21 protein-coding genes are annotated in these 21407 nt (G+C 62.3%); 9 read left to right on the top strand and 12 right to left on the bottom strand.

What is annotated here, in order from left to right:
• Positions 1-81: 81 nt before the first annotated feature.
• The 6 genes from AC2FMN_RS07615 (at position 82) to AC2FMN_RS07590 (ending at position 5178) form a co-directional block, all read left to right on the top strand.
• The gene (locus AC2FMN_RS07615) at positions 82-1002 is read left to right on the top strand and encodes a manganese-dependent inorganic pyrophosphatase (RefSeq protein WP_496687225.1); all 921 of its coding nucleotides are present in this window, start codon (positions 82-84) and stop codon (positions 1000-1002) included.
• Positions 1003-1240: 238 nt separating this feature from the next.
• Positions 1241-2116: a TIGR01459 family HAD-type hydrolase gene (locus tag AC2FMN_RS07610; protein ID WP_496687224.1), complete on the top strand. Its 876-nt coding sequence runs from the start codon at positions 1241-1243 to the stop codon at positions 2114-2116.
• Positions 2117-2217: 101 nt separating this feature from the next.
• Positions 2218-2661 (top strand): MaoC family dehydratase, encoded by a 444-nt coding sequence (locus AC2FMN_RS07605; protein WP_138839951.1) that lies wholly within the window; start codon positions 2218-2220, stop codon positions 2659-2661.
• A gap of 80 nt (positions 2662-2741) precedes the next feature.
• The gene (locus tag AC2FMN_RS07600; protein ID WP_496687223.1) at positions 2742-3674 is read left to right on the top strand and encodes a bifunctional riboflavin kinase/FAD synthetase; all 933 of its coding nucleotides are present in this window, start codon (positions 2742-2744) and stop codon (positions 3672-3674) included.
• Positions 3671-4144 carry a YcgN family cysteine cluster protein gene (locus AC2FMN_RS07595; RefSeq protein WP_496678614.1) on the top strand — a complete coding sequence of 158 codons (474 nt, stop codon included), beginning with the start codon at positions 3671-3673 and terminating at the stop codon, positions 4142-4144. Before AC2FMN_RS07600 ends, AC2FMN_RS07595 begins: the two co-directional genes overlap by 4 nt.
• The gene (locus AC2FMN_RS07590) at positions 4144-5178 is read left to right on the top strand and encodes a threonine aldolase family protein (protein WP_496687221.1); all 1035 of its coding nucleotides are present in this window, start codon (positions 4144-4146) and stop codon (positions 5176-5178) included. Before AC2FMN_RS07595 ends, AC2FMN_RS07590 begins: the two co-directional genes overlap by 1 nt.
• On the opposite strand, the gene AC2FMN_RS07585 is transcribed toward AC2FMN_RS07590, so the two are convergent.
• Both AC2FMN_RS07585 and AC2FMN_RS07580 read right to left on the bottom strand, forming a co-directional pair.
• Entirely contained in the window at positions 5175-5987 is an 813-nt protein-coding gene (locus AC2FMN_RS07585) for an alpha/beta fold hydrolase (RefSeq protein WP_496678618.1), read from the bottom strand. The genes AC2FMN_RS07590 and AC2FMN_RS07585 overlap by 4 nt on opposite strands.
• Positions 5984-6586: a 2-hydroxychromene-2-carboxylate isomerase gene (locus AC2FMN_RS07580; RefSeq protein ID WP_496678620.1), complete on the bottom strand. Its 603-nt coding sequence runs from the start codon at positions 6584-6586 to the stop codon at positions 5984-5986. The genes AC2FMN_RS07585 and AC2FMN_RS07580 overlap by 4 nt, the downstream gene beginning before the upstream one ends.
• A gap of 107 nt (positions 6587-6693) precedes the next feature.
• Here AC2FMN_RS07580 and AC2FMN_RS07575 point away from each other — a divergent pair, with 107 nt between their 5' ends.
• Positions 6694-7713 (top strand): ribose-phosphate pyrophosphokinase, encoded by a 1020-nt coding sequence (locus AC2FMN_RS07575; protein WP_496678622.1) that lies wholly within the window; start codon positions 6694-6696, stop codon positions 7711-7713.
• 85 nt (positions 7714-7798) lie between these two features.
• Here AC2FMN_RS07575 and AC2FMN_RS07570 read toward each other — a convergent pair whose 3' ends face one another.
• The 7 genes from AC2FMN_RS07570 to AC2FMN_RS07540 all read right to left on the bottom strand — a co-directional run bounded on the left by AC2FMN_RS07570 (position 7799) and on the right by AC2FMN_RS07540 (position 14167).
• Positions 7799-8149, bottom strand: coding sequence for an H-type lectin domain-containing protein (locus AC2FMN_RS07570; RefSeq protein WP_496678624.1), 351 nt, complete (start codon positions 8147-8149; stop codon positions 7799-7801).
• A 113-nt stretch (positions 8150-8262) separates the two neighbouring features.
• Positions 8263-8673, bottom strand: coding sequence for a F0F1 ATP synthase subunit epsilon (locus AC2FMN_RS07565; RefSeq protein WP_490359723.1), 411 nt, complete (start codon positions 8671-8673; stop codon positions 8263-8265).
• Between the two features lie 12 nt (positions 8674-8685).
• Positions 8686-10110, bottom strand: a complete 1425-nt coding sequence (atpD, locus tag AC2FMN_RS07560; RefSeq protein WP_490359724.1) for a F0F1 ATP synthase subunit beta — start codon at positions 10108-10110, stop codon at positions 8686-8688.
• Between the two features lie 20 nt (positions 10111-10130).
• Positions 10131-11006 (bottom strand): F0F1 ATP synthase subunit gamma, encoded by an 876-nt coding sequence (locus tag AC2FMN_RS07555; protein ID WP_005981511.1) that lies wholly within the window; start codon positions 11004-11006, stop codon positions 10131-10133.
• A gap of 12 nt (positions 11007-11018) precedes the next feature.
• Positions 11019-12557 (bottom strand): F0F1 ATP synthase subunit alpha, encoded by a 1539-nt coding sequence (gene atpA, locus AC2FMN_RS07550; RefSeq protein WP_496678627.1) that lies wholly within the window; start codon positions 12555-12557, stop codon positions 11019-11021.
• Positions 12558-13118 carry a F0F1 ATP synthase subunit delta gene (locus AC2FMN_RS07545; protein WP_496678628.1) on the bottom strand — a complete coding sequence of 187 codons (561 nt, stop codon included), beginning with the start codon at positions 13116-13118 and terminating at the stop codon, positions 12558-12560.
• A gap of 314 nt (positions 13119-13432) precedes the next feature.
• Positions 13433-14167, bottom strand: coding sequence for a class I SAM-dependent methyltransferase (locus AC2FMN_RS07540; protein WP_496678630.1), 735 nt, complete (start codon positions 14165-14167; stop codon positions 13433-13435).
• 61 nt (positions 14168-14228) lie between these two features.
• Here AC2FMN_RS07540 and gloB point away from each other — a divergent pair, with 61 nt between their 5' ends.
• Positions 14229-14996 (top strand): hydroxyacylglutathione hydrolase, encoded by a 768-nt coding sequence (gene gloB, locus AC2FMN_RS07535; RefSeq protein ID WP_496687219.1) that lies wholly within the window; start codon positions 14229-14231, stop codon positions 14994-14996.
• Positions 14997-15173: 177 nt separating this feature from the next.
• Positions 15174-17498, top strand: a complete 2325-nt coding sequence (clpA, locus tag AC2FMN_RS07530; protein WP_496678633.1) for an ATP-dependent Clp protease ATP-binding subunit ClpA — start codon at positions 15174-15176, stop codon at positions 17496-17498.
• A 320-nt stretch (positions 17499-17818) separates the two neighbouring features.
• Here the strand turns inward: clpA and AC2FMN_RS07525 are convergent, their stop codons facing one another.
• From AC2FMN_RS07525 to AC2FMN_RS07515, 3 genes are all read right to left on the bottom strand, one after another.
• Entirely contained in the window at positions 17819-19561 is a 1743-nt protein-coding gene (locus AC2FMN_RS07525; protein ID WP_496687217.1) for a peptidoglycan -binding protein, read from the bottom strand.
• Between the two features lie 3 nt (positions 19562-19564).
• Positions 19565-20743 (bottom strand): biopolymer transporter ExbB, encoded by a 1179-nt coding sequence (locus tag AC2FMN_RS07520; protein WP_496687216.1) that lies wholly within the window; start codon positions 20741-20743, stop codon positions 19565-19567.
• Between the two features lie 69 nt (positions 20744-20812).
• Positions 20813-21343 (bottom strand): gamma-glutamylcyclotransferase, encoded by a 531-nt coding sequence (locus AC2FMN_RS07515; RefSeq protein ID WP_496687214.1) that lies wholly within the window; start codon positions 21341-21343, stop codon positions 20813-20815.
• Positions 21344-21407 lie beyond the last annotated feature (64 nt).

Here is a 21407-nt window from a genome sequence, read left to right as displayed (position 1 = left end):
TCGCAGGCCCTTTTCTGCTGGGTGACAAGGCCCGCCCCGCCTTCTATAAGGCGCGCAAACATCCAGCATCAGGAATCCAAAATGACCATCCAAGTATTTGGCCATAAATCCCCCGACACCGACTCGACCGGATCTCCGATCCTGTGGGCCTGGTATCTCAACGAAGTCAAAGGCGAAAAGGCCGAGGCCGTCCTGCTGGGCGAACCCAACACCGAGGCCGCCTTCATGCTGCAGCGCTGGGACCTGCCCAAGCCGCGCATCATCGGGGATGTCGAGACCGATGCTCCGGTTGTCATCGTCGACACCAACAACCCGGCCGAGTTGCCGGCCAACGTTAACAACGCCGATATCCGGGCGATCATCGACCACCACAAGCTGGTCGGCGGGCTTGAAACCAAAGGCCCGATCGACATCACCGTGCGTCCGCTGGCCTGTACCGCAACCATCATGATCGACCTCATGGGCGACGATGCCGCCAAGATGCCCGACGCCATCAAAGGCGCCGCTCTGACCTGCATTCTGTCGGACACACTCGAATTCCGCTCTCCCACCACAACCACACATGACCGAGACGTTGCCGAGAAACTGGCCTCCGACTTGGGCCTGGACATCTCGGCCTACGCCGCAGAAATGTTCGCAGCCAAATCCGATGTGTCGTCTTTCTCGGACGCCGAGTTGATCCGCATGGACAGCAAGGAATACGAAGTCGACGGCACCAAGTTCCGCGTCTCCGTTCTGGAAACCACCGCGCCGAGCGTGGTGCTGGACCGCAAGGACAGCCTCGCCCAGTCGATGCTCGAAGTGGCCAAGGAAGATGGCGTGGACCAGGTTCTGCTCTTCGTCGTTGACATCCTGAATGAAGAGGCCACCCTGCTGGTGCCCAACGACTTGGTCAAATCCGTCGCCGAAAAGAGCTTTGGCGCCTCGGTTGACGGCGACACAGTCGTTCTGCCGGGAATCATGAGCCGCAAGAAGCAGATCATTCCGAACCTGAAGGTCTGACTTCGCCGAAACACAAGGATTGGCACCCGCTGTGCGGGTGCCATTTCATTTGCGAGGCTCTGCCTCGCACTCCGGGATATTTTGGGCCAGATGAAGTCAAGGTGTCGCCCTTCGTCTGGCGGCAAATATCCCGGGGGAGCCGTCCCAAGGCGGCGGGGGCAGAGCCCCCTCTGGCAAATTCGGTCCGGCTCTGCCATAGGCTTGGGTTGATGCGAGGCCCAAGCCAGAAGAGGCAATCATGACCCAGATCATCCCTGCTCTCGACGCGGTATCCGACCGCTACAAAGCCCTTTTTGTGGACCTGTGGGGGTGCGTGCACAATGGTATCACCGCCTTCCCCGAGGCCGTCGACGCGTTGAAAGCCTACCGCAGCAAAGGGGGAAAGGTGGTTTTGGTGACCAATTCACCAAAACCGCGAGCTGGCGTAGCCGAGCAACTGAAACAGTTCAACGTTCCTTCGGATGCGTACGACACGATCGCGACCAGCGGTGATTCCGCGCGCTCGGCAATGTTTCGCGGTGCAGTTGGTGAAAAAGTTTATTTCATGGGCGAATGGGATCGGGACGCGGGCTTTTTCGAGCCACTGAAAATTCTGGATCACCCGATCCACATCGAACGCGTAGCGCTGGACCAGGCCGAGGGGATCGTCTGCTGTGGCCCGTTCGATCCGATGGCCGATCCGGCCGTGAACCGGCCGGACTTCCTGTACGCCAAGCAGAAAGGCCTGAAGCTGCTGTGCGCCAACCCTGACATCGTCGTCGACCGGGGCGAGGTGCGGGAATGGTGCGCCGGTGCGCTGGCCAAGCTCTACACCGAAATGGGTGGCGAGAGCCTGTATTTCGGCAAACCGCATCCGCCCATCTACGATCTGGCACGGCGCCGCCTTCGCGCGCTGGGAGTGGACATATCAGACGACGAGATCCTCGCGATCGGCGACGGGCCGCATACCGATATCGCGGGCGCCATGGGTGAGGGCATTGATTCCCTTTTCATCAGCGGCGGGCTGGCGGCATCGGAAACAAAAACGTCGCACCAACCGGATCCGGATGCCTTGAGCGATTATATTTTCAAGGAAAAGATTAACCCAACCTATACGATCGGCCGCCTACGCTAAGCAGAAAACGCTTGATTTTCTGCAGTTGCGAAGTAATAAAGTTGCCAAACTTGGTCTCTTAGTGATTTTTTATTGCTAGGCCGATGCATAGTGAGGGCGACATGTTGGACAATCTTCCGCGCGGAACGATCTGTATCGAAGACATCGAAATGGGTATGACCCGGCACCTGCGCAAAGTGGTGACGGACGAAGACATCGAGATGTTCGCCCAGGTCTCGACCGACCGGAACCCGGTGCATCTGGATGACGACTATGCCCGCGATACAATTTTCGAAGGGCGCATCGCCCACGGGATGCTGACCGCTGGTCTGATCTCGGCCGTGATCGGCGAACAGCTTCCCGGCCATGGGACGGTCTACATGGGTCAGTCGCTCAAATTCCTTGCGCCGGTCCGCCCCGGCGACATGGTCTATGCCGAGGTCAAGGTGATCGACATCGACTTTGCCAAGCGCCGAGTCAAGCTGGACTGCCACTGCTCGGTCGATGGCAAGAAGGTCCTGATAGGCGAGGCCATGGTTCTGGCCCCCTCGCGGAAGTTCGACTGACGGCAGGTTTTATTGACCAGCCAAGCCCCGGTCTGGAACTGCCGCTTGAACCCGGTGGACAGTCCCGCTAGGCAAGCCCCATGCAGATCATCCGGGACTACAAGTATGTCGATCCAGAGGACCGCGGCGCCAGCGCCGCGATCGGGAATTTCGATGGCGTTCATATTGGCCACCAGTCGGTGATCGATCTGGCTCGGAAGGCATGCCCCGATGCGCCCTTGGGCGTTCTGACCTTCGAGCCGCACCCACGCGAATATTTCGCCCCGGAAGCCCCGCCCTTTCGTCTTATGCGCGGAAATGCGCGTGCGCACCGGCTGGAGAAGCTGGGTGTGCAGAAACTGTACGAACTGCCGTTCAACGCAGCGCTCGCCGGGCTGACGCCCGAGGAATTCGCCAGCAACGTGATCTGCGAAGGTTTGGGTCTAGTCCATGTGGTGATCGGGGCCGATTTCTGTTTCGGTAAAGGCCGCAGCGGCACCGCGCAGGATATGGTGCAGTTCGGCCGGCAGATGGGGTTCGGCGTCACCATCGCCCCATTGATGCAGCAATCCGCTCACGTGGTCTCGTCCACCGCGATCCGGCAAGCCCTGAGCGATGGTCGCCCGCGGGACGCGGCGGCCATGCTGGGCCACTGGCACCGGATCGAAGGCGAGGTGATCGGCGGCGAACAGCGCGGCCGCGAATTAGGCTTTCCGACGGCCAATATGTCGATCGAAGGAATCCACCCCCCGAAATTCGGCGTCTATGCGGTTCTGGTCGACGTGCTGGATGGCCCGCATGCCGGCAGCTATCACGGGGCGGCCTCGGTCGGGGTGCGGCCAATGTTCCATGGCGAGGTCCCGAATATCGAAACCTTCCTGTTTGACTTCTCCGGCGATCTCTATGGTGCGACCCTCTCGGTGGGCCTGGTCGAATTCCTGCGCCCTGAGATGACCTTTGACGGCCTCGATGCTCTGATCGCCCAGATGACCGAAGACTGCGATCGCGCGCGCAAGATCCTGGCCGCGACATGAGCAAGGATCCGATCGACCGCGCCGGGCTGACCCCACGTTTTTGGGAGCGCAAACCCCTGCAAAAGATGACTCCGCGTGAATGGGAAGCCCTGTGCGACGGCTGCGGCAAGTGCTGCCTGAACAAACTCGAGGACGAGGACAGCGGCGAGGTTGCCCTGACCCGTGTCGCCTGCCGGCTGCTGGATGACGCGACTTGCCGCTGCACCCAGTATGACATCCGCCACCAGTTCGTACCGGAATGCATCGTCATGCGTCCGGACAACATTCACGAACACGCTTACTGGTTGCCGCAGACCTGCGCCTACCGCCTGTTGTGGGAGGGCAAGCCCCTGTACGATTGGCACCCGTTGCTGTCAGGGTCGCCCGACAGCGTCCACGCCGCAGGCGTTTCGGTTCAGGGCCTGACCGTGTCCGAATTCGAGACGCCCGAGGAAGAGTGGGAAGACTACATCATCGAGGAGCCAACCTGATGCATTTCGCCTCCGACAATTCCGGGCCCGTCCACCCCGAGGTCCTGACCGCTCTGGCCGAGGCCAATCAGGGCTATCAGATGGCTTACGGCGCCGACGATCTGATGAACGAAGTGCGCGACCGGATTCGGGCCATCTTTGAGGCGCCCGGGGCAGCGGTCTATCTGGTGGCGACCGGAACGGCGGCCAACTCGCTGGCCCTGGCGACCCTGTCGCAACCGTGGGAGACCATATTCTGCTCGCCCGTCGCGCATATTCATGAGGACGAGTGCAACGCGCCCGAATTCTACACTGGCGCCAAGCTGACGCTGGTTCCGGGCGGCGACAAGATGCAGCCGGATGCACTGCGCCGCACCATCGCCGCAGAAGAGACCCGCGGCGTGCACGGTCCTCAGCGTGGCCCGGTGTCGATCACGCAGGTGACCGAGCGGGGCTCGGTCTATTCGCTGGCCGAGCTGCAGGCGCTGTGCGGGGTCGCCAAGGAGTTCGGCCTGCCCGTCCACATGGATGGCGCACGGTTCACCAATGCGCTGGTCACGCTGAACTGCTCTCCGGCCGAGATGACGTGGAAGGCGGGCGTGGATGCGGTCAGCTTTGGCGGCACCAAGAACGGGCTGATGGGGGTCGAAGCGGTGATCTTCTTCGACGAAAGCAAGGCCTGGGAGTTCGAGTTGCGCCGCAAGCGCGGGGCGCATCTGTTTTCCAAGCACCGGTATCTGTCGGCCCAGATGGCGGCCTATCTGCGCGATGATCTGTGGCTGCGATCGGCCCGAAAGGCGAACGCCAACTGTGCGCGTCTGGCCGATGGGCTGCTGGCTGCGGGTGCGCAGTTTCTGCATGAACCCCAGGCCAACATCATCTTTGCCAGCTTTCCCCGCAGCCTGCACAAGCGGCTACACGCGGCCGGTGCGGTCTATCACCTGTGGGGCGACTCGCTGGACGGCCCGGACGAGGACGAGATGCTCGCCTGCCGGTTCGTCTGCGACTGGTCGACACCGACCGAAGAAATCGACCGGTTCCTGGCGCTGCTCTAGGCGCGCCAGAACGCCTCGATCTGCGCTGCCGTCTCGCCCGGGTGCGAGATGGGCAGCATGTGCCCTGCCCCCTCAAGAACAGCCTGCCGGGCATCGGGCAAGCGGGCGCGCAGCCCAGCATTGACCACCGCCATGATCGGGTGCGAGGCCGAACCATGCAGCAGCAGGATCGGCATCGTAGCCCGCGCCATGGCCGTCGGGGCCAGCAGGCCAGTGGTATCGCGGAACAGCGGCCCCTCGACCGCGCCAACCACGCCAACACCCCGGATCATCGCATTTCGGGTCCGCTCGGGCAGATCCGGCCAGCGCGGGCTACGGTCGGTCGTGCCCCACATGCGGTTGAACAGGCGGGCGGCCCGGGGCGCGTCGCCTTCAGCAAGGGCGGCTTTGTAGGGCTGAGACTCGGCCGCGTGTTGCGCCGCAAGCGCAGGCGCGTCTTGGTGGGCGACGGCAAAGAACACGGGTTCGATCAGAACGGCGCTGCGCACCAGGTCCGGGTATTCGATGGCCAGCCGCAGCGCGACCATCGCACCGAAACTATGCCCGATCACGTCCATCGGTTCGCTCAGCTGCGCCCGCGACAGGGCTGTGGTCAGGTCGAAGAAGTCTCCCTGCCCGTCCCAATCCGGGCTGCGCCCGTGCGACAGCATGTCGGGTGCGATCAGCGTGGCCCGGTTGCCCAAAGCGGCCGCCAGACCCGACCACGCACCGGAATGCGCGATCGTGCAATGCAGCGCCAGCACCTTTCGGGTGCCCGCCCCAAGAGCGCGAACGTGAACGGGCGGCAGCACGGGCTTGGCCTTGGTCATGCCTTGAGCGTCGCCAGATGCTGGTCCAGATCCTCAAGCCGGTCCTGCCCCCAGAACCTTTGGTCGTCTTGCGTGATGTAGAAAGGCGCGCCAAACACGCCGCGGTCCACCGCTTCTTCGAGATTGGCGGCGTAGGTCTCGGCCCCGATCAGCAGGCCGCTGTCGGCCAGCGCCGGGTCAAAGCCCGCCCCGGCCAGACAGTCGCGGATCACGTCATCCTGCGCGATGTCCCTGTCCTCGGCCCAGCAGGCGCGCAGAAAGGAATGGCACAGTTTGCCCACGTCGCCCGATCCATCCTGAATGGCCGCGATGATGGCGTATGAGGACGGCGCTGCGTTGGTCGGCCAATGTGCAGGTTGCAGGTTGAACGGCAGGCCCGTCTTCTTGGCTTGGCGCACCAGTTCCTGCGCACGATACTCGATGCGCGACGGGTGGCGGTCCTTGGGGGGCACGCCGCCGGTGCGCCCGAACAGCGCTATGATGTCAACAGGCTTGTACGCGATAGTGGCGCCGTGCTTGGCCGCGATCTCCTCCAGCCGCAGTCCGGCGAGGTAGGAATAGGGCGACAGTGTCGCAAAAAAGTAGTCAATGTCGGCCATGTGCACTTTCTCCACCCAGTTATCTTTGCGTGACGGTAAGGCCATGCTAAGCGGTGTCAACATCACGAATCTGTCACATTGCCACTGCTGCCCGGGGACCTCAGCCGATGCCGACACGTCACGAACCCAAGCTTATCGCTGGGAACGCAAACCTTCCGCTTGCCGAATCCATTGCCCGCCGCATGAGCCTGCACCGCGGTGTCGAGCAGGGGTTGGTCGATGCCCGCGTCGAACGCTTCAACGACGGAGAAATCTTCGTCGAGGTGTTCGAAAACGTCCGCGGCGAGGACATGTTCATCATCCAGCCGACCTCGAACCCGGCCAATGACAACCTGATGGAGCTGCTGATCATCGCCGACGCATTGCGCCGGTCTTCGGCGCGTCGGATCACGGCTGTGATCCCCTATTTCGGCTACGCTCGTCAGGACCGCCGCACCAAGGCCCGCACCCCGATCAGCGCCAAACTGGTGGCCAACATGCTGACCGGTGCCGGGATCGAGCGGGTTCTGACCATGGATCTGCACGCCGCCCAGATCCAGGGCTTTTTCGACATCCCAGTCGACAACCTCTATGCCTCGCCGATCTTTGCGCTGGACGTGAAGAACCAGTTCAAGGACCGGCTGGACGAAATCATGGTCGTCTCGCCCGACGTGGGCGGCGTGGCCCGTGCCCGCGAACTGGCCAAACGCATCAACGCCCCGCTGTCGATCGTGGACAAGCGCCGCGAAAAGGCCGGAGAAGTGGCCGAGATGACCGTGATCGGCGACGTGACCGACAAGATCTGCCTGATCGTGGATGACATCTGCGACACCGCCGGGACCCTGTGCAAGGCGGCGCAGGTCCTGATGGACAACGGGGCCAAGGAAGTGCATTCCTACATCACCCATGGCGTCATGAGCGGCCCCGCCGTCGAGCGGGTATCGAACTCGGCGATGAAATCGCTGGTTCTGACCGACACGATCCAGCCCACCAAGGAAATCCAGGATGCCAAGAACATCCGCACGGTTCCGACCGCGCCGATCTTTACTCAGGCGATCCTGAACATCTGGAACGGAACCTCAGTGTCGTCCCTGTTCGAAGACAAAACCCTGACCCCGATCTACGAGACGCTGTACCACACGAGCTGACCGGGCGGTCGCCTGGACCTTCACGACCCCAAAGCGAAAACCGCTCAGCCGGTTTTCGCTTTTTTTCGTTGCCCGACAAAGCCGGTCACGAGATGTCCCAGTCATCCGGATGCGAAACCTCGCCGGTTGCCGTCCATGCGACCCGAATTCGGGCGATGCGGGTGTCGGACCATGTGCGAAACACAGCGTCAAAACCTTGCGGGGTGATGTTCTCGGCCAACAATTCGGCGCGCAGCGCCGAAGACGTATCGACATCCCAAAGAGAAACGCCAATCTGCACGACCGGGGCCGAGCGGAAAGCTTCGTTGAAGCGAATGGCGGCGCGCCGCTCGCGCGGCCCTTCGCCTGTCCACATATCGCCGCCGTCGGCGAATTCCGAAAACAAGACCGTCTCGCCTTGGTCAATTCCAATAGGGTGAGTCAGAAATTTCTTCATCATTCTTCTTTGGCTTGAATTTCCGAAGCTTAGCCCTGCACCCTGACAAAATCACGACAAAAAAACGGCCCCGCAGCAGCAGGGCCGTTTCCAATTCCGATAGTGCAGTGGCCTTACAGGCTCATATGCGTTCCCAGCGCTTCCATATCGGCCAACAGCTTGGCTGCCTCGTCGACAATGGTCTGCTCGCCGTTTTCCTTCGCCGCCTCGTGCGAGGCGCGTGCCTCGGCAATCAGCTCGTCCAGATGGGTGCGGGTCACTTCGTCAATCGGGATGGCCTTTTCGGCCAGCACCGACAGGGCATCGCCGTTGATCTGGGCAAACCCGCCGGTGACCAGGTATTCGCTGGTCCCTTCGGGCGCTTCGACCTTCAGGATGCCCGGACGCAGCGTGGTGATCGTGGGGGCATGATCGGGCATCGCCGTCATGTCCCCGTCCGCGCCGGGAATCTGGACCGCGCTGGCCTGAAGCGAAGCAAGGCTCCGCTCCGGGCTGACGAGGTCGAATTGCATCGTGTTTGCCATCGGGGATACTCCTTAGGCAGCTGCTGCGGCCATCTTCTCGGCTTTGGCGATCACTTCGTCGATGCCACCAACCATCAGGAAGGCCGCTTCGGGCAGGTGGTCGAATTCGCCGGCCACGACGCGCTCGAACGAGTCGATGGTAACTTCCAGCGGAACCTGAACACCCGGCGAACCGGTGAAGACTTCGGCCACGTCGAACGGCTGCGACAGGAAGCGCTCGATCTTGCGGGCGCGGGCCACGGTCAGCTTGTCCTCTTCCGACAGTTCGTCCATGCCGAGGATGGCGATGATGTCCTGCAGCGACTTGTAGCGCTGGAGGATCTGCTGAACGTCGGTCGCAACCTTGTAGTGACGCTCGCCGACGATGGCCGGGTCAAGCAGGCGCGAGGTCGAGTCGAGCGGGTCCACAGCCGGGTAGATACCCTTTTCCGAGATCGCACGGTTGAGAACGGTGGTTGCGTCCAGGTGCGCGAACGAGGTTGCCGGCGCAGGGTCGGTCAAGTCGTCCGCAGGCACGTAGATCGCCTGCACCGAGGTGATCGAGCCCTTCTTGGTCGAGGTGATGCGTTCCTGCAGGGCGCCCATGTCGGTGGCCAGCGTCGGCTGGTAGCCCACAGCCGAAGGAATACGACCCAGCAGAGCCGACACCTCAGAGCCCGCCTGCGTGAAGCGGAAGATGTTGTCGACGAAGAACAGAACGTCGGTGCCGGACTGGTCGCGGAACTGCTCGGCCAGGGTCAGACCGGTCAGAGCAACACGAGCGCGGGCCCCCGGAGGTTCGTTCATCTGGCCGTAGACCAGGGCCACCTGGCTTTCCGACAGGTTGTCGGGCTTGATGACGTTCGATTCGATCATCTCGTGGTAAAGGTCGTTCCCTTCACGGGTCCGTTCACCAACACCGGCGAACACCGAGAAGCCCGAGTGCACTTTCGCGATGTTGTTGATCAGCTCCATGATCAGAACGGTCTTGCCCACACCGGCGCCGCCGAACAGACCGATCTTACCGCCTTTGGCGTAGGGGGCCAGCAGGTCAACGACCTTGATGCCGGTGACCAGGATTTCCGACTCGGTCGACTGTTCGTCGAACGAGGGGGCGGGCTGGTGGATGGCGCGGGTTTCAGTCGCTTCGACCGGGCCTTTTTCGTCGATCGGCTCGCCGACCACGTTCAGGATGCGGCCCAGGGTGGCGTTGCCGACCGGCACCGAGATCGGTGCGCCGGTGTCAACAACCTCGGCCCCGCGGACCAGGCCTTCGGTTGCGTCCATCGCGATGGTACGGACGGTGTTCTCACCCAGGTGCTGGGCAACTTCCAGCACCAGGCGCTTGCCGTTGTTTTCAGTTTCCAGCGCGTTCAGAATTTCAGGCAGCTGATCGTCGAAGTGCACGTCGACGACGGCCCCGATGATCTGTGTGACTTTGCCTTTTGCATTCGCCATGTTTCGTCTCCGGTTTGTCTCTACAGCGCTTCGGCGCCGGAAATGATTTCAATCAGCTCGTTGGTGATCACGGCCTGACGCGAGCGGTTGAACTGGATCGTCAGCTTGTCGATCATCTCGCCCGCGTTGCGCGTCGCGTTGTCCATCGCGGACATCCGTGCACCCTGTTCCGAGGCCCCGTTTTCAAGCAGAGCCGAGAAGATCGCCGTGGCGACCCCCTTGGGCAGCAATTCGGCCAGAATGGCCTCTTCGCTGGGCTCGTAATCGAACACGGCGCCGCTGTCGTCCCCCTCAGTCTCCTCGAACGAGGCGGGGATGATCTGCTGGGCCGTCGGGATCTGGGTCACGACGTTCTGGAACTTCGCGTAGAAGATCGTGGCAACGTCGAACTCGCCCGCGTCGAAACGCGACAGGATGTCCTTTGCGATGTCCTGCGCATTGGCATAGCCGATGCGCTTGACTTCGCTCAGGTCGATGTGACCGACGAACAGATCGCCATAGTCACGCTTGAGCGCGTCGCGGCCTTTCTTGCCGACGGTCAAGATCTTGACCGTCTTGCCCTTGGCGCGCAGTTCGTCCGCCTTGGCGCGGGCCAGGCGGGCGATGTTCGAGTTGAAGCCGCCGCAGAGCCCACGCTCGGCCGTCATCACGACCAGAAGGTGGACATCGTCGCTGCCCGTGCCGCGCAGCAGCTTGGGGGCGCTGTCGCTGCCCCCGACCGATGCTGCCAGCCCCGCCATCACGGCATTGAACCGCTCGGCATAGGGGCGCGACTGTTCCGCAGCTTCCTGGGCGCGGCGCAGTTTCGCGGCCGCGACCATCTGCATGGCCTTGGTGATCTTGCGGGTCGATTTGACCGACTCGATCCTGTTTTTAAGGTCCTTAAGACTTGGCATCGCCGCGTCTCCTTAAGCGAAGGTTGCGGCGTATTCGTCCAGCGCAGCCTTGATCTTGTCGGCAGCCTCGCCCTTGATCTTGGGATCTTCGTCGGTGATCCACTGCAGCAGATCGGCATGCTTGCCGCGCAGATGCGCCAGCAGACCGGCCTCATAACGGCCAACGTCCGAAACGTCGATCTTGTCGAGATAGCCGTTGGTACCGGCGAAGATCACGCAGACGATTTCCGCGTTGGTAAGCGGCGAGTACTGCGGCTGCTTCATCAGCTCGGTCAGACGCGCACCACGGTTCAGCAGCTGCTGGGTTGCGGCATCGAGGTCAGAGCCAAACTGCGCGAACGCGGCCATTTCGCGATACTGGGCCAGTTCCAGTTTCACCGGACCGGCAACCGACTTCATCGCGTTGGTCTGAGCCGACGAACCCACGCGCGAAACCGACAGACCGGTGTTCACGGCAGGGCGGATACCTTGATAGAACAGCTCGGTTTCCAGGAAGATCTGGCCGTCGGTGATCGAGATCACGTTGGTCGGAATAAAGGCCGACACGTCGCCGCCCTGGGTTTCGATGACCGGCAGAGCGGTCAGCGAACCGGCGCCGAAGTCCTCGTTCAGCTTGGCCGAACGCTCCAGCAGGCGCGAGTGCAGGTAGAAAACGTCGCCCGGATAGGCTTCACGCCCCGGCGGACGGCGCAGCAGCAGCGACATCTGACGATAGGCGACGGCTTGTTTCGACAGGTCATCGTAGATGATCAGGGCGTGGCGGCCGTTGTCGCGGAAGTATTCAGCCATCGCAGTTGCGGCATAGGGTGCCAGGAACTGCATCGGCGCCGGGTCGGACGCGGTTGCGGCCACGACGATCGAATATTCGATGGCGCCGGATTCTTCCAGTTTCTTCACCAGCTGGGCCACGGTCGAACGCTTCTGGCCGATGGCCACGTAGACGCAGTACAGCTTTTTCGATTCATCGTCGCCGGCGGCGTCGTTGTAGACCTTCTGGTTCAGGATGGTGTCCAGAGCCACGGCGGTCTTGCCGGTCTGACGGTCACCGATGATCAGCTCGCGCTGGCCGCGGCCGATCGGGATCATAGCGTCAACCGACTTCAGGCCGGTCGCCATCGGCTCGTGCACCGATTTACGCGGGATGATGCCCGGCGCCTTGACGTCGGCGACGCCGCGCTGCTTGGCATTGATCGGGCCCTTGCCGTCCAGCGGGTTGCCCAGGCCGTCAACGACGCGGCCCAGCAGTTCGTCACCAACCGGAACGTCCACGATCGACTTGGTGCGCTTGACGGTGTCACCTTCCTTGATGTCACGGTCCGAACCGAAGATCACGACACCGACGTTGTCGGCCTCGAGGTTCAGCGCCATGCCCATGATGCCGCCGGGGAACTCGACCATCTCGCCTGCTTGCACGTTGTCCAGGCCGTACACACGGGCGATACCGTCACCGACGCTCAGCACACGGCCGATTTCGGCCACTTCGGCTTCTTGACCAAAATTCTTGATCTGGTCCTTCAGGATCGCAGAAATCTCTGCAGCTTGGATACCCATTTATCCGACCTCTTTCATTGCATTCTGTAGGGAGTTGAGCTTGGAGCGGATCGAGCTGTCGATCATCTGCGAGCCCACTTTGACGACAAGACCACCGATGAGGCTTTCATCGACGGTCGCATGGATGGTCACGTCCTTGCCCACGCGCTCGGACAGTGTCTTGGACAGCTTTTCAAGCTGGGTCTTGGTCAGCGATTTGGCCGACACGACTTCGGCAGTGATTTCCCCGCGCTCCTCGGCCAGCATCTCGCGCAGGACCTTGATCAACTGCGGCAGCACGAACAGCCGGCGTTTCTGCGCCATCAGCGCCAGCGTGTTGCGCAGGATCGGGTTCAGCCCCATCTTTTCGGCAACGGCAGTGATCGCCTTCTGCTGGTCGGCGCGCGAAATCAAAGGTGAAGAAATCACGTCGCGCAACTCGGCGCTTTCGCTCAGGGCCTCCGACAGGTCGTTGATGCCGGATTCCAGGCCCGCAAGGTCATTGTTCTCTTTTGCGATCTCGAAGATCGCCGTGGCATAGCGCTTGGCGATGCCCGTGGAAATCGAAGCTGGTTCGGACACGTCCACCCTTCCGATATTTTAGGCCCCGGATTTTCACGGCAACAGCCAGCCCGGGGGCGTGAAGAAACCCCGTCCTTGAAGGGCGGGGATCAAAATCACCGGGGATGTAGCAGAGCCAATCCAACCTAGCAATATGTTATGCCGGATGGCAGTTTATCCACAAAACCTTTGATTTCATGCACTTACGTCAAGTGCGACCCTTTGAACCCATCTAGCGCGGTGAAAAATGTTACCAGGTTGCGGGTTTTTGCGATTCCTGTGGCCGATTTCCCTCAGCTTTTCGCCTCTGTGCCTGACCTTCCGCGCCTAGGCCATCACGCCGGCTTCAACAGCCCGTCCAGCGCTTTGATCGGGCGTTTTTGCCGATCTTTCGTGACGCTGCCGCTGGGGGGAAACACCTGCTTGCCGGCCTCGACCATCAGCACCCCGCCGGCCATGATCGTCGGAATGCGCTGGCCGGCTTTCTCGATCAGACTGCCCGAGCGCAGCCAGAAGCGCCGAAACGACGGCGGCATGTAGAGGGCCGAGCAGTGTTTTTCGGGCAGGAAATGGTGAGCCCGCAGCTGTTTGTCCAACTGGGTCGCCGAGTACGGGTGGCCATACCCGAACGGCGTGCGATCGGTCCGTGACCACAGCCCGGCCCGGTTGGGCACTACGAATATGGCGCGTCCGCCGGGGCCCAGCACGCGCCAGCATTCCTCCAGCAACTGGCTGGGCCGTTCCGAGGTTTCCAGCCCGTGCATCACCACCAGCTTGTCCACATGTCCGGTCTCAATGGGCCACGCGGTTTCTTCGGTCAGCACCGACACATTGGGCATTCCCGCGGGCCAGGGCATCACCCCCTGCGGGCCGGGCATCAAGCCCACCACACGCCTCGCATCCGCCAGATACGGACGCAACAGCGGAACGGCAAAGCCGAACCCCGCAACCGTCTGTCCTTTGGCCTCGGGCCAAAACTCGACCAACCGCCCACGAATAGCGGCCTGCGCGGCCCGCCCCAACGTGCTGCGATAGTAGAAGTTTCTCAGATCCTGCACATCGAGATGCATTGCGGACACCCGGTCAATCGGCTTAGCTGGCCGCAGTCTAGCAACGAAAGGGCAAAAGGCCATGCCTCTTGAAATCGTCACCGTTCCGTGCCTCAGCGACAACTACGCCTTTCTGGCCCATGACGCGACCACCGGCGAAACGGCCCTGATCGACGCCCCCGATGCCGGCCCGATCTTGTCCGAACTCGACGCACGCGGCTGGCGCCTGACCCATGTGCTGCTGACCCATCACCACTGGGACCACGTCGATGGCTTGGCCGACATACTGGACCGGCACCCAGCCCAGGTCGTCGGCGCCGCGGCCGACGCGCATCGTCTTCCCAGCCTGGATATGCAGGTGGCCGAGGGCGACCTGTTCGAAATCGGCGGCGAACCTGTCGAGGTCTTTGACGTTTCGGGACACACGGTGGGCCATGTTGCCTATTGCATGCCGCAAAGCCATGCGGTGTTCACCGCCGACAGCCTGATGGCGCTGGGCTGCGGCCGCCTGTTCGAGGGCAACGCCGAGCAGATGTGGTCCTCGTTGTCCAAACTGGCCGCCCTGCCCGACGATACGCTGGTCTGTTCCGGGCACGAATATACCCAGTCCAACGCGCGGTTTGCCTTGACCGTCGATCCGGAAAACCCCGCCCTGCAACGACGCGCTGCCGAAATCGACGCGGCGCGGGCGGCAGGCCGACCGACCGTTCCGTCATCATTGGGCCTGGAAAAGGCAACGAACCCGTTTCTGCGCGCCAGGGATCCCGCGATTCAGGCGCATCTGGGCATGGTCGGCGCAGACCCCGTCCAGGTTTTTGCCGAGATCAGGGCTAGAAAAGACCGTTTTTGATGCCTAAATGCCCTTCATCACGGACACGGTCGCAGTAAATGTGACTGTCAAGTGAAAGAAAACCCTTGAAGCGTCGGCCTGATCAACCAAACTCTAATAGTATGAGGTCATGGTTGGGATGGGGATCCGACCCATTCTCGAACCCCCTGTCCGGCCCAATACTAGAGGAGCACCCGCGTGCCTTCATTCTCGAGCACACTTGAACAAGCCATCCATGCAGCCCTGGCGGCGGCGAACGAACGGCGTCACGAATTCGCAACGCTGGAACATCTTCTGCTGGCGTTGCTTGAGGAGCCTGACGCGGTGCGCGTCATGAAGGCGTGCAGCGTGGATCTGGAAGAATTGCGCCGGTCTTTGGTCGAATTCATCGACGAAGACCTGTCGAACCTCGTCACCGACATCGACGGGTCCGAGGCGGTGCCGACCGCGGCATTCCAGCGCGTGATCCAGCGAGCGGCGATTCATGTCCAAAGTTCGGGTCGGACCGAGGTGACCGGTGCGAACGTGCTGGTGGCCATTTTCGCCGAGCGTGAAAGCAACGCCGCCTATTTCCTGCAAGAGCAGGACATGACCCGCTATGACGCGGTGAATTTCATCGCGCATGGTGTGGCCAAGGACCCGGCCTATGGCGAAAATCGCCCGGTCACCGGGGCTGATCAGGGCGAAGAGGAAACCCAGTCCTCTGCCGGCGAAGCCGACCAGAAGGAAAGCGCGCTGGGCAAGTATTGCGTGGACTTGAACGCCAAGGCCCGCGCAGGCGATGTCGATCCGCTGATCGGTCGCGCCGACGAGGTCGAGCGCTGCATTCAGGTTCTGTGCCGCCGACGCAAGAACAACCCGCTGCTGGTGGGTGATCCGGGTGTGGGCAAGACGGCGATTGCGGAAGGACTGGCCTACAAGATCGTTCAGGGCGACGCGCCCGAGGTGCTGTCGAACACGACCATCTATTCGCTGGACATGGGCGCGCTGCTGGCCGGCACGCGCTATCGCGGCGATTTCGAAGAGCGGCTCAAGGCCGTGGTGACCGAGCTTGAGGACCACCCCGACGCCGTGCTGTTCATCGACGAGATTCACACCGTGATCGGTGCGGGTGCTACGTCGGGCGGGGCCATGGATGCCTCGAACCTGCTGAAACCCGCGTTGCAGGGCGGCAAGCTGCGCACCATGGGATCGACCACCTACAAGGAGTTCCGACAGCACTTTGAGAAGGACCGCGCGCTGTCGCGCCGGTTCCAGAAGATCGACGTGAACGAACCCTCGGTCGAGGACAGCGTGAAGATCCTGCGCGGCCTCAAACCCTATTTCGAAAAGCATCACGACATTAAATACACCGCCGACGCGATCAAGACCGCGGTCGAGCTGTCCGCGCGTTACATCAACGACCGCAAGCTGCCCGACAAGGCGATCGACGTGATCGACGAGGCCGGTGCCGCTCAGCATCTGGTGGCCGAAAGCAAACGGCGCAAGACCATCGGCGTCAAGGAGATCGAGGCCGTGGTGGCCAAGATCGCACGCATCCCGCCCAAGAACGTCACAAAGGACGATGCCGAGGTTCTGAAGGACCTTGAGAACTCGTTGAAACGGGTGGTGTTCGGGCAGGATCAGGCAATCGAAGCTCTGTCCAGCGCGATCAAGCTGGCGCGGGCCGGTCTGCGCGAACCGGAAAAACCCATCGGCAACTACCTGTTCGCTGGTCCGACCGGTGTCGGCAAAACCGAGGTCGCCAAGCAGCTGGCCGACCAACTGGGCGTGGAACTGCTGCGTTTCGACATGTCGGAATACATGGAGAAACACGCGGTCAGCCGTCTGATCGGTGCGCCTCCGGGCTATGTCGGGTTTGATCAGGGCGGCCTACTGACTGACGGCGTTGACCAGCACCCGCATTGCGTGCTGTTGCTGGACGAGATCGAGAAGGCGCACCCGGACGTGTTCAACATTCTGCTTCAGGTGATGGACCACGGCGAGCTGACCGATCACAACGGCCGGACGGTGAATTTCCGCAACGTGGTTCTGATCATGACCTCGAACGCGGGCGCGCAGGAACAGGCCAAGGCCGCAATCGGTTTTGGCCGCGACCGGCGCGAGGGCGAGGATACGGCCGCCATCGAACGGACATTCACGCCCGAATTCCGCAACCGTCTGGACGCGGTGATCTCGTTCGCCCCGCTGCCGAAAGAGGTCATCCTGCAGGTGGTCGAGAAATTCGTTCTGCAGCTCGAGGCGCAGTTGCTGGATCGTGGCGTGACCATCGACCTGACCCCGAAGGCTGCCGAATGGCTGGCTGACAAGGGCTATGACGACAAGATGGGCGCCCGCCCATTGGGTCGCGTGATCCAGGAGCACATCAAGAAGCCCCTGGCCGAAGAGCTGTTGTTTGGCAAGCTGGCAAAGGGCGGCGTGGTTCGCGTGTCGGTCAAGAAGGGCGAGTTGGATCTGGAGATTCTCGGCCCTGAAAACCCGCGGATTTCCGGCAACAAACCGCCACTGTTGACAGCGGACTGACCCCGATGGGACATCAGACATGGGACCCGGCAGCGCTGCTGCCGGGTTTTTCATTCGCTGCTCCCGTTTGGCGGGCCCAGCGACGGATCGGCACCTGCCAACCGTATGATCCGAAACAGCCATCCAATTCGGAAAACGGTATGACCCGCCAAATTGCAATTATCTGGACAGTCGGCCTCGCGACCACAGCCATAGGCTGCATTGCCACGGCAGGACCCGGCCCAGGCGATGCGCCTGGGACCATCGCGACGTTTTTCTTCGAGATGCAACTGCATTGAGGCGGACAACCGGCTGCCGACGTCCGATCGAAATTCGCCGTGTCAGCGTTCGGTCAGCTTCAGCTCGATCCGGCGGTTTCTTGCGCGGGCTTCGGGCGTGTCGGCGTTATCCACGGGCTGAAACTCACCAAACCCGTTGGCGGCAAGCCTATTGGGCGGGATTCCCAGTTCGTCGACCATGTAGCGCACGACCGACAAAGCCCGCGCCTGACTGAGCTCCCAATTATCGCGATACCGCCCGCCGGGCGTCACCGGAACGTTGTCGGTATGACCGTCCACGCGGATCACCCAGTTCAGTTCCGACGGGATTTCCGCCGCCACGCTGCGCAGGATGTTGGCCACCTTGGCGACTTCGCGCTTGCCGTCTTCCGACAGGACGGCCGACCCCGGCGGGAACAGAACTTCGGAGGAGAACACGAAACGGTCGCCCTCGATGCGCACCCCCTCCTGGTTGCCCAGAACGTCCCGTAGCCGGCCGAAGAACTCGGAACGATAGCGTTGCAGATCCTCTGCCTGCCGCGCAAGCTCTTGGTTCTGGCCGGCAAGTTTCTCGGCCTCGGCCTCAAGGCGGATCCGTTCCGCCTCTTCCAGAAGCCGCCGTTTCCTCTCCTCCGAAGCAGCCCGCGCCAGCGCCGCGTTCAGGTCCTGCCCAAGCGTCTGAATCTGCACCTCGGCGGCAGCGTTGCGTTCCTTGTAGTCATCCAACAGAGCCTGCAGCGACCCCAATTGATTGCGCAAAGCGGCTATCTGCTGGTTCAGCAGAGCCGTCTGGCGCTGCGCCTCGGTCGAAATGGCCTTTTCCTCGGCCAGCGTCTCACGGGCTATCTCCAACAGGGCCACGCGCTCAGCGGCCAGCCGCCGTTGTTGGTCGGCCTCTGTCTCGGCCTTGGTTCGGGCGGCCAGCGCCGCCTCCAACCGGGCCTTGAGTTCCTCGAGGTTCAATTCACCGAATTGCCGCTCCAGCTCGGCCTTGGCGGCCTCGGCCGCCGCCAGCAGAGTCAGGGTTTCTTCGGCCTCCTTCCGCTGCGCCTCGAGCGCCAGCGTCATCGCCGTCAGTTCGGCATCCGCGTCCTGCAGTTTCTCACGCAACGCTTCGGCGGCCGCAGCCTCGGCCAAGCGGGCGGCTTCTTCGTCGGTCAACCGGGACTGCAACTCGGAAATCCGTGCCGCCTGCTCATCGCCGGCCTTTTCCAGATCCGCCACCATCGCCTCAAGCGCCTCGCGCCGCGCCGCCGCCAGCCGCGCGGCCTCGGTCTGGGCGTCGATCTCGTTTCGGCTTTGCGCCAGCGCCAGGTTCAGCGCCTCTTGTTCGGACAGCAACTGTTGACGTTGATCTTCCAACGCGCCGATCCGGGCCTGCGTGCGCTGCTGTTCGGCCAGCAGGGCGGCCACCTGCGCCTCGAACCCGGTGATCCGCGTCTGGGCGGCCTCCAGTTCGGCGGCGCGCTGGTCGCGCTCGGCGGTCAACGAAGACACCAGCGCCTGTGCCTGTGCCAGATCCTGTTCCGTCTGCGACAGGGTTGCATTCAAGGCGCCCAGGCGGGCTTGAAGGCGACTGTTTTCCCGCTCTTCCAGCCCCAGCGCGTCGGCCAGCGCCGCAACCTTGTCCGACAGCAGGGTCAGTTCATCCTCCTGTCCCGAAATCGTTTCGCGCAGAACGAACTGGACCACCATGAAGATGGTCAGCACAAAGGTCAGCACCATCAACAGCCCTGTCATCGCATCGACGAATCCGGGCCAGACCGAGCCCTGAAAACGCTGACCGGTGCGCCGGGACAGGGCCATGATCTAGTCTCCTCCCGGGGCCGGTCGCACCGCCCCGCGCGAGGAGGTCAGCGCCTTGATCAGTACCTCGAAATCCTTGCGCAATTCGTTCATGCTGTCCTGGCGGCCGGCCGAAATCTCTTCGAGAATGCGCAGCAACTGCACGTCCATCGACCGCAGGCGCATGCGGCTTTCGGCATCGATCCCCTCGCCCGCGCCATGTTCGCGCATGTGATCCAACAACGCCTCCTGCCCCAGCGCCACACGTTCCAGCGCGGCGGTTACGTCCTCGCCCTGCGCCTGGCGCTGGTTCATCTCGGCAATGACCTCGACCAGGCTGCTCAACCTAGCCGAGACCTCGGCCCGGTCTTCCTGCTGGGCGACGAACAGATCCTGCAGCGCGTCCATCTGTTCTGACATCGCATCCAGAACCGGCGTCAGAACGGCCAGTTCTGCGCCGCCTTCGTCGCCGGCGGCAAACCCCACCCGGGTGATCGAGGACAACCACTCCTCAAGCTCGCGGTAGAACCGGTTCTGGCCGTGGCCCGCAAACAGCTCGAGCAGCCCGACGATCAACGACCCCGCAAGCCCCAGCAGCGATGATCCAAAGGCCACGCCCATGCCCTGAAGCTGGCTTTCCAGACCGGACATGAGACGGTTGAACACGGCCAGGCCTTCTTCACCTTCCTGCGGGTTCAGGCTGCGGATCGTATCGACGATGGCCGGAACGGTCGTGGCCAGACCGAAAAAGGTGCCCAACAGCCCCAGATAGATCAGAAGGTTGGTGATGTAGCGGGTGAACTCGCGCTCTTCCTCGATCCGCACGGCCACCGAATCCAGAATCGAACGGGCCGAGCTGGCGCTGATCTGGGACCGCGCCCCGCGTGACCGCAGCAGCGACGCCAACGGGGCCAGCAATTGCGGTGTCTGAGCGTCCTCGCGGACGACGCCGCCAACGAAGGCCTCGATCCAGCGAACCGAACCGATCAATTGCGTCACCTGATAGAAACAGGCCAACACCCCGATGAAAAAGACCAGAAGGATGAATCCGTTCAGATAGGGGTTCGCTTCGAAGACCGGCCGCACATAGGGAAGCGCCAGAAACACGCCCAGCCCCGAAAGCCCGATTGCGATCAGCATCATCACGATTTGCCGGATCGGTTGCGAGAAATGTGGTCTCGCGCCGTGCTGTGCCTGCGCCATGCGAGTTGTTCCCGGTTTTTGCCTGCTTTGTCGAGAATCTACAGAATTTCCGCCGGCGACGCCAAGGCTTTATGCGGTCAGGCTGCGCACGCGTCGCGACAAACACTCGAGTTCCGGGTCGTGCAGGCCGATCTCGGCCAGATGTGCGGCGGTGTTGTACAGATATTCGGTGTTGGGGCCGCGCCCGCCGACGGCCACGGCTATGATCTGCGCCTGCTCTTCCAACGGCAGACCGCCGCAATACTGCACATGGTCGGGGTCGATCACATAGGTCACCGCATTCACGGTTCCTCCGGCATCCAACTGTACGTCCAGCATCTTTTCCACGTAGGCCGACGAGATCAACTCCCGCTCGCGCAGTTCGTCCAGCGTGCGCGCCTCGTGGCCCGGCTCGACCGCCAGCGCCAGGCCCTTGCAGTGCGCACTGGGATGTTCATCCAGCGCCAGGACCAGCCCGGGGTTTTCTTCGGTTCCCCGGTGGTGGATCGACCGCATGCAGAACGACCGGGCATAGCCATGCAGCGTCGCGTGTTCGCGCCGGGCTACCGGAAAGCCCGGATTCCACAAAAGCGACCCGTATCCGAATACCCACATCGTCATAGTTCTGGCCCTTGCCCGTTTGGGCCTATAAACATCAATTCCGAGGCAGGAAAAAGGGCCATTT

It is taken from the genome of Ruegeria sp. BHSC037, assembly GCF_059613045.1.
This window is presented reverse-complemented; position numbering and strand designations above follow the sequence as displayed.

Excerpts from the sequence above, each read along its gene's own strand:
- AC2FMN_RS07615 (WP_496687225.1), top strand. The coding sequence starts at position 82 with ATGACCATCCAAGTATTTGGCCATAAATCCCCCGACACCGACTCGACC.
- AC2FMN_RS07610 (WP_496687224.1), top strand. The coding sequence starts at position 1,241 with ATGACCCAGATCATCCCTGCTCTCGACGCGGTATCCGACCGCTACAAA.
- AC2FMN_RS07605 (WP_138839951.1), top strand. The coding sequence starts at position 2,218 with ATGTTGGACAATCTTCCGCGCGGAACGATCTGTATCGAAGACATCGAA.
- AC2FMN_RS07600 (WP_496687223.1), top strand. The coding sequence starts at position 2,742 with ATGCAGATCATCCGGGACTACAAGTATGTCGATCCAGAGGACCGCGGC.
- AC2FMN_RS07595 (WP_496678614.1), top strand. The coding sequence starts at position 3,671 with ATGAGCAAGGATCCGATCGACCGCGCCGGGCTGACCCCACGTTTTTGG.
- AC2FMN_RS07590 (WP_496687221.1), top strand. The coding sequence starts at position 4,144 with ATGCATTTCGCCTCCGACAATTCCGGGCCCGTCCACCCCGAGGTCCTG.
- AC2FMN_RS07585 (WP_496678618.1), bottom strand. The coding sequence starts at position 5,987 with ATGACCAAGGCCAAGCCCGTGCTGCCGCCCGTTCACGTTCGCGCTCTT.
- AC2FMN_RS07580 (WP_496678620.1), bottom strand. The coding sequence starts at position 6,586 with ATGGCCGACATTGACTACTTTTTTGCGACACTGTCGCCCTATTCCTAC.
- AC2FMN_RS07575 (WP_496678622.1), top strand. The coding sequence starts at position 6,694 with ATGCCGACACGTCACGAACCCAAGCTTATCGCTGGGAACGCAAACCTT.
- AC2FMN_RS07570 (WP_496678624.1), bottom strand. The coding sequence starts at position 8,149 with ATGAAGAAATTTCTGACTCACCCTATTGGAATTGACCAAGGCGAGACG.
- AC2FMN_RS07565 (WP_490359723.1), bottom strand. The coding sequence starts at position 8,673 with ATGGCAAACACGATGCAATTCGACCTCGTCAGCCCGGAGCGGAGCCTT.
- atpD (WP_490359724.1), bottom strand. The coding sequence starts at position 10,110 with ATGGCGAATGCAAAAGGCAAAGTCACACAGATCATCGGGGCCGTCGTC.
- AC2FMN_RS07555 (WP_005981511.1), bottom strand. The coding sequence starts at position 11,006 with ATGCCAAGTCTTAAGGACCTTAAAAACAGGATCGAGTCGGTCAAATCG.
- atpA (WP_496678627.1), bottom strand. The coding sequence starts at position 12,557 with ATGGGTATCCAAGCTGCAGAGATTTCTGCGATCCTGAAGGACCAGATC.
- AC2FMN_RS07540 (WP_496678630.1), bottom strand. The coding sequence starts at position 14,167 with ATGCATCTCGATGTGCAGGATCTGAGAAACTTCTACTATCGCAGCACG.
- gloB (WP_496687219.1), top strand. The coding sequence starts at position 14,229 with ATGCCTCTTGAAATCGTCACCGTTCCGTGCCTCAGCGACAACTACGCC.
- AC2FMN_RS07525 (WP_496687217.1), bottom strand. The coding sequence starts at position 19,561 with ATGGCCCTGTCCCGGCGCACCGGTCAGCGTTTTCAGGGCTCGGTCTGG.
- AC2FMN_RS07520 (WP_496687216.1), bottom strand. The coding sequence starts at position 20,743 with ATGGCGCAGGCACAGCACGGCGCGAGACCACATTTCTCGCAACCGATC.
- AC2FMN_RS07515 (WP_496687214.1), bottom strand. The coding sequence starts at position 21,343 with ATGACGATGTGGGTATTCGGATACGGGTCGCTTTTGTGGAATCCGGGC.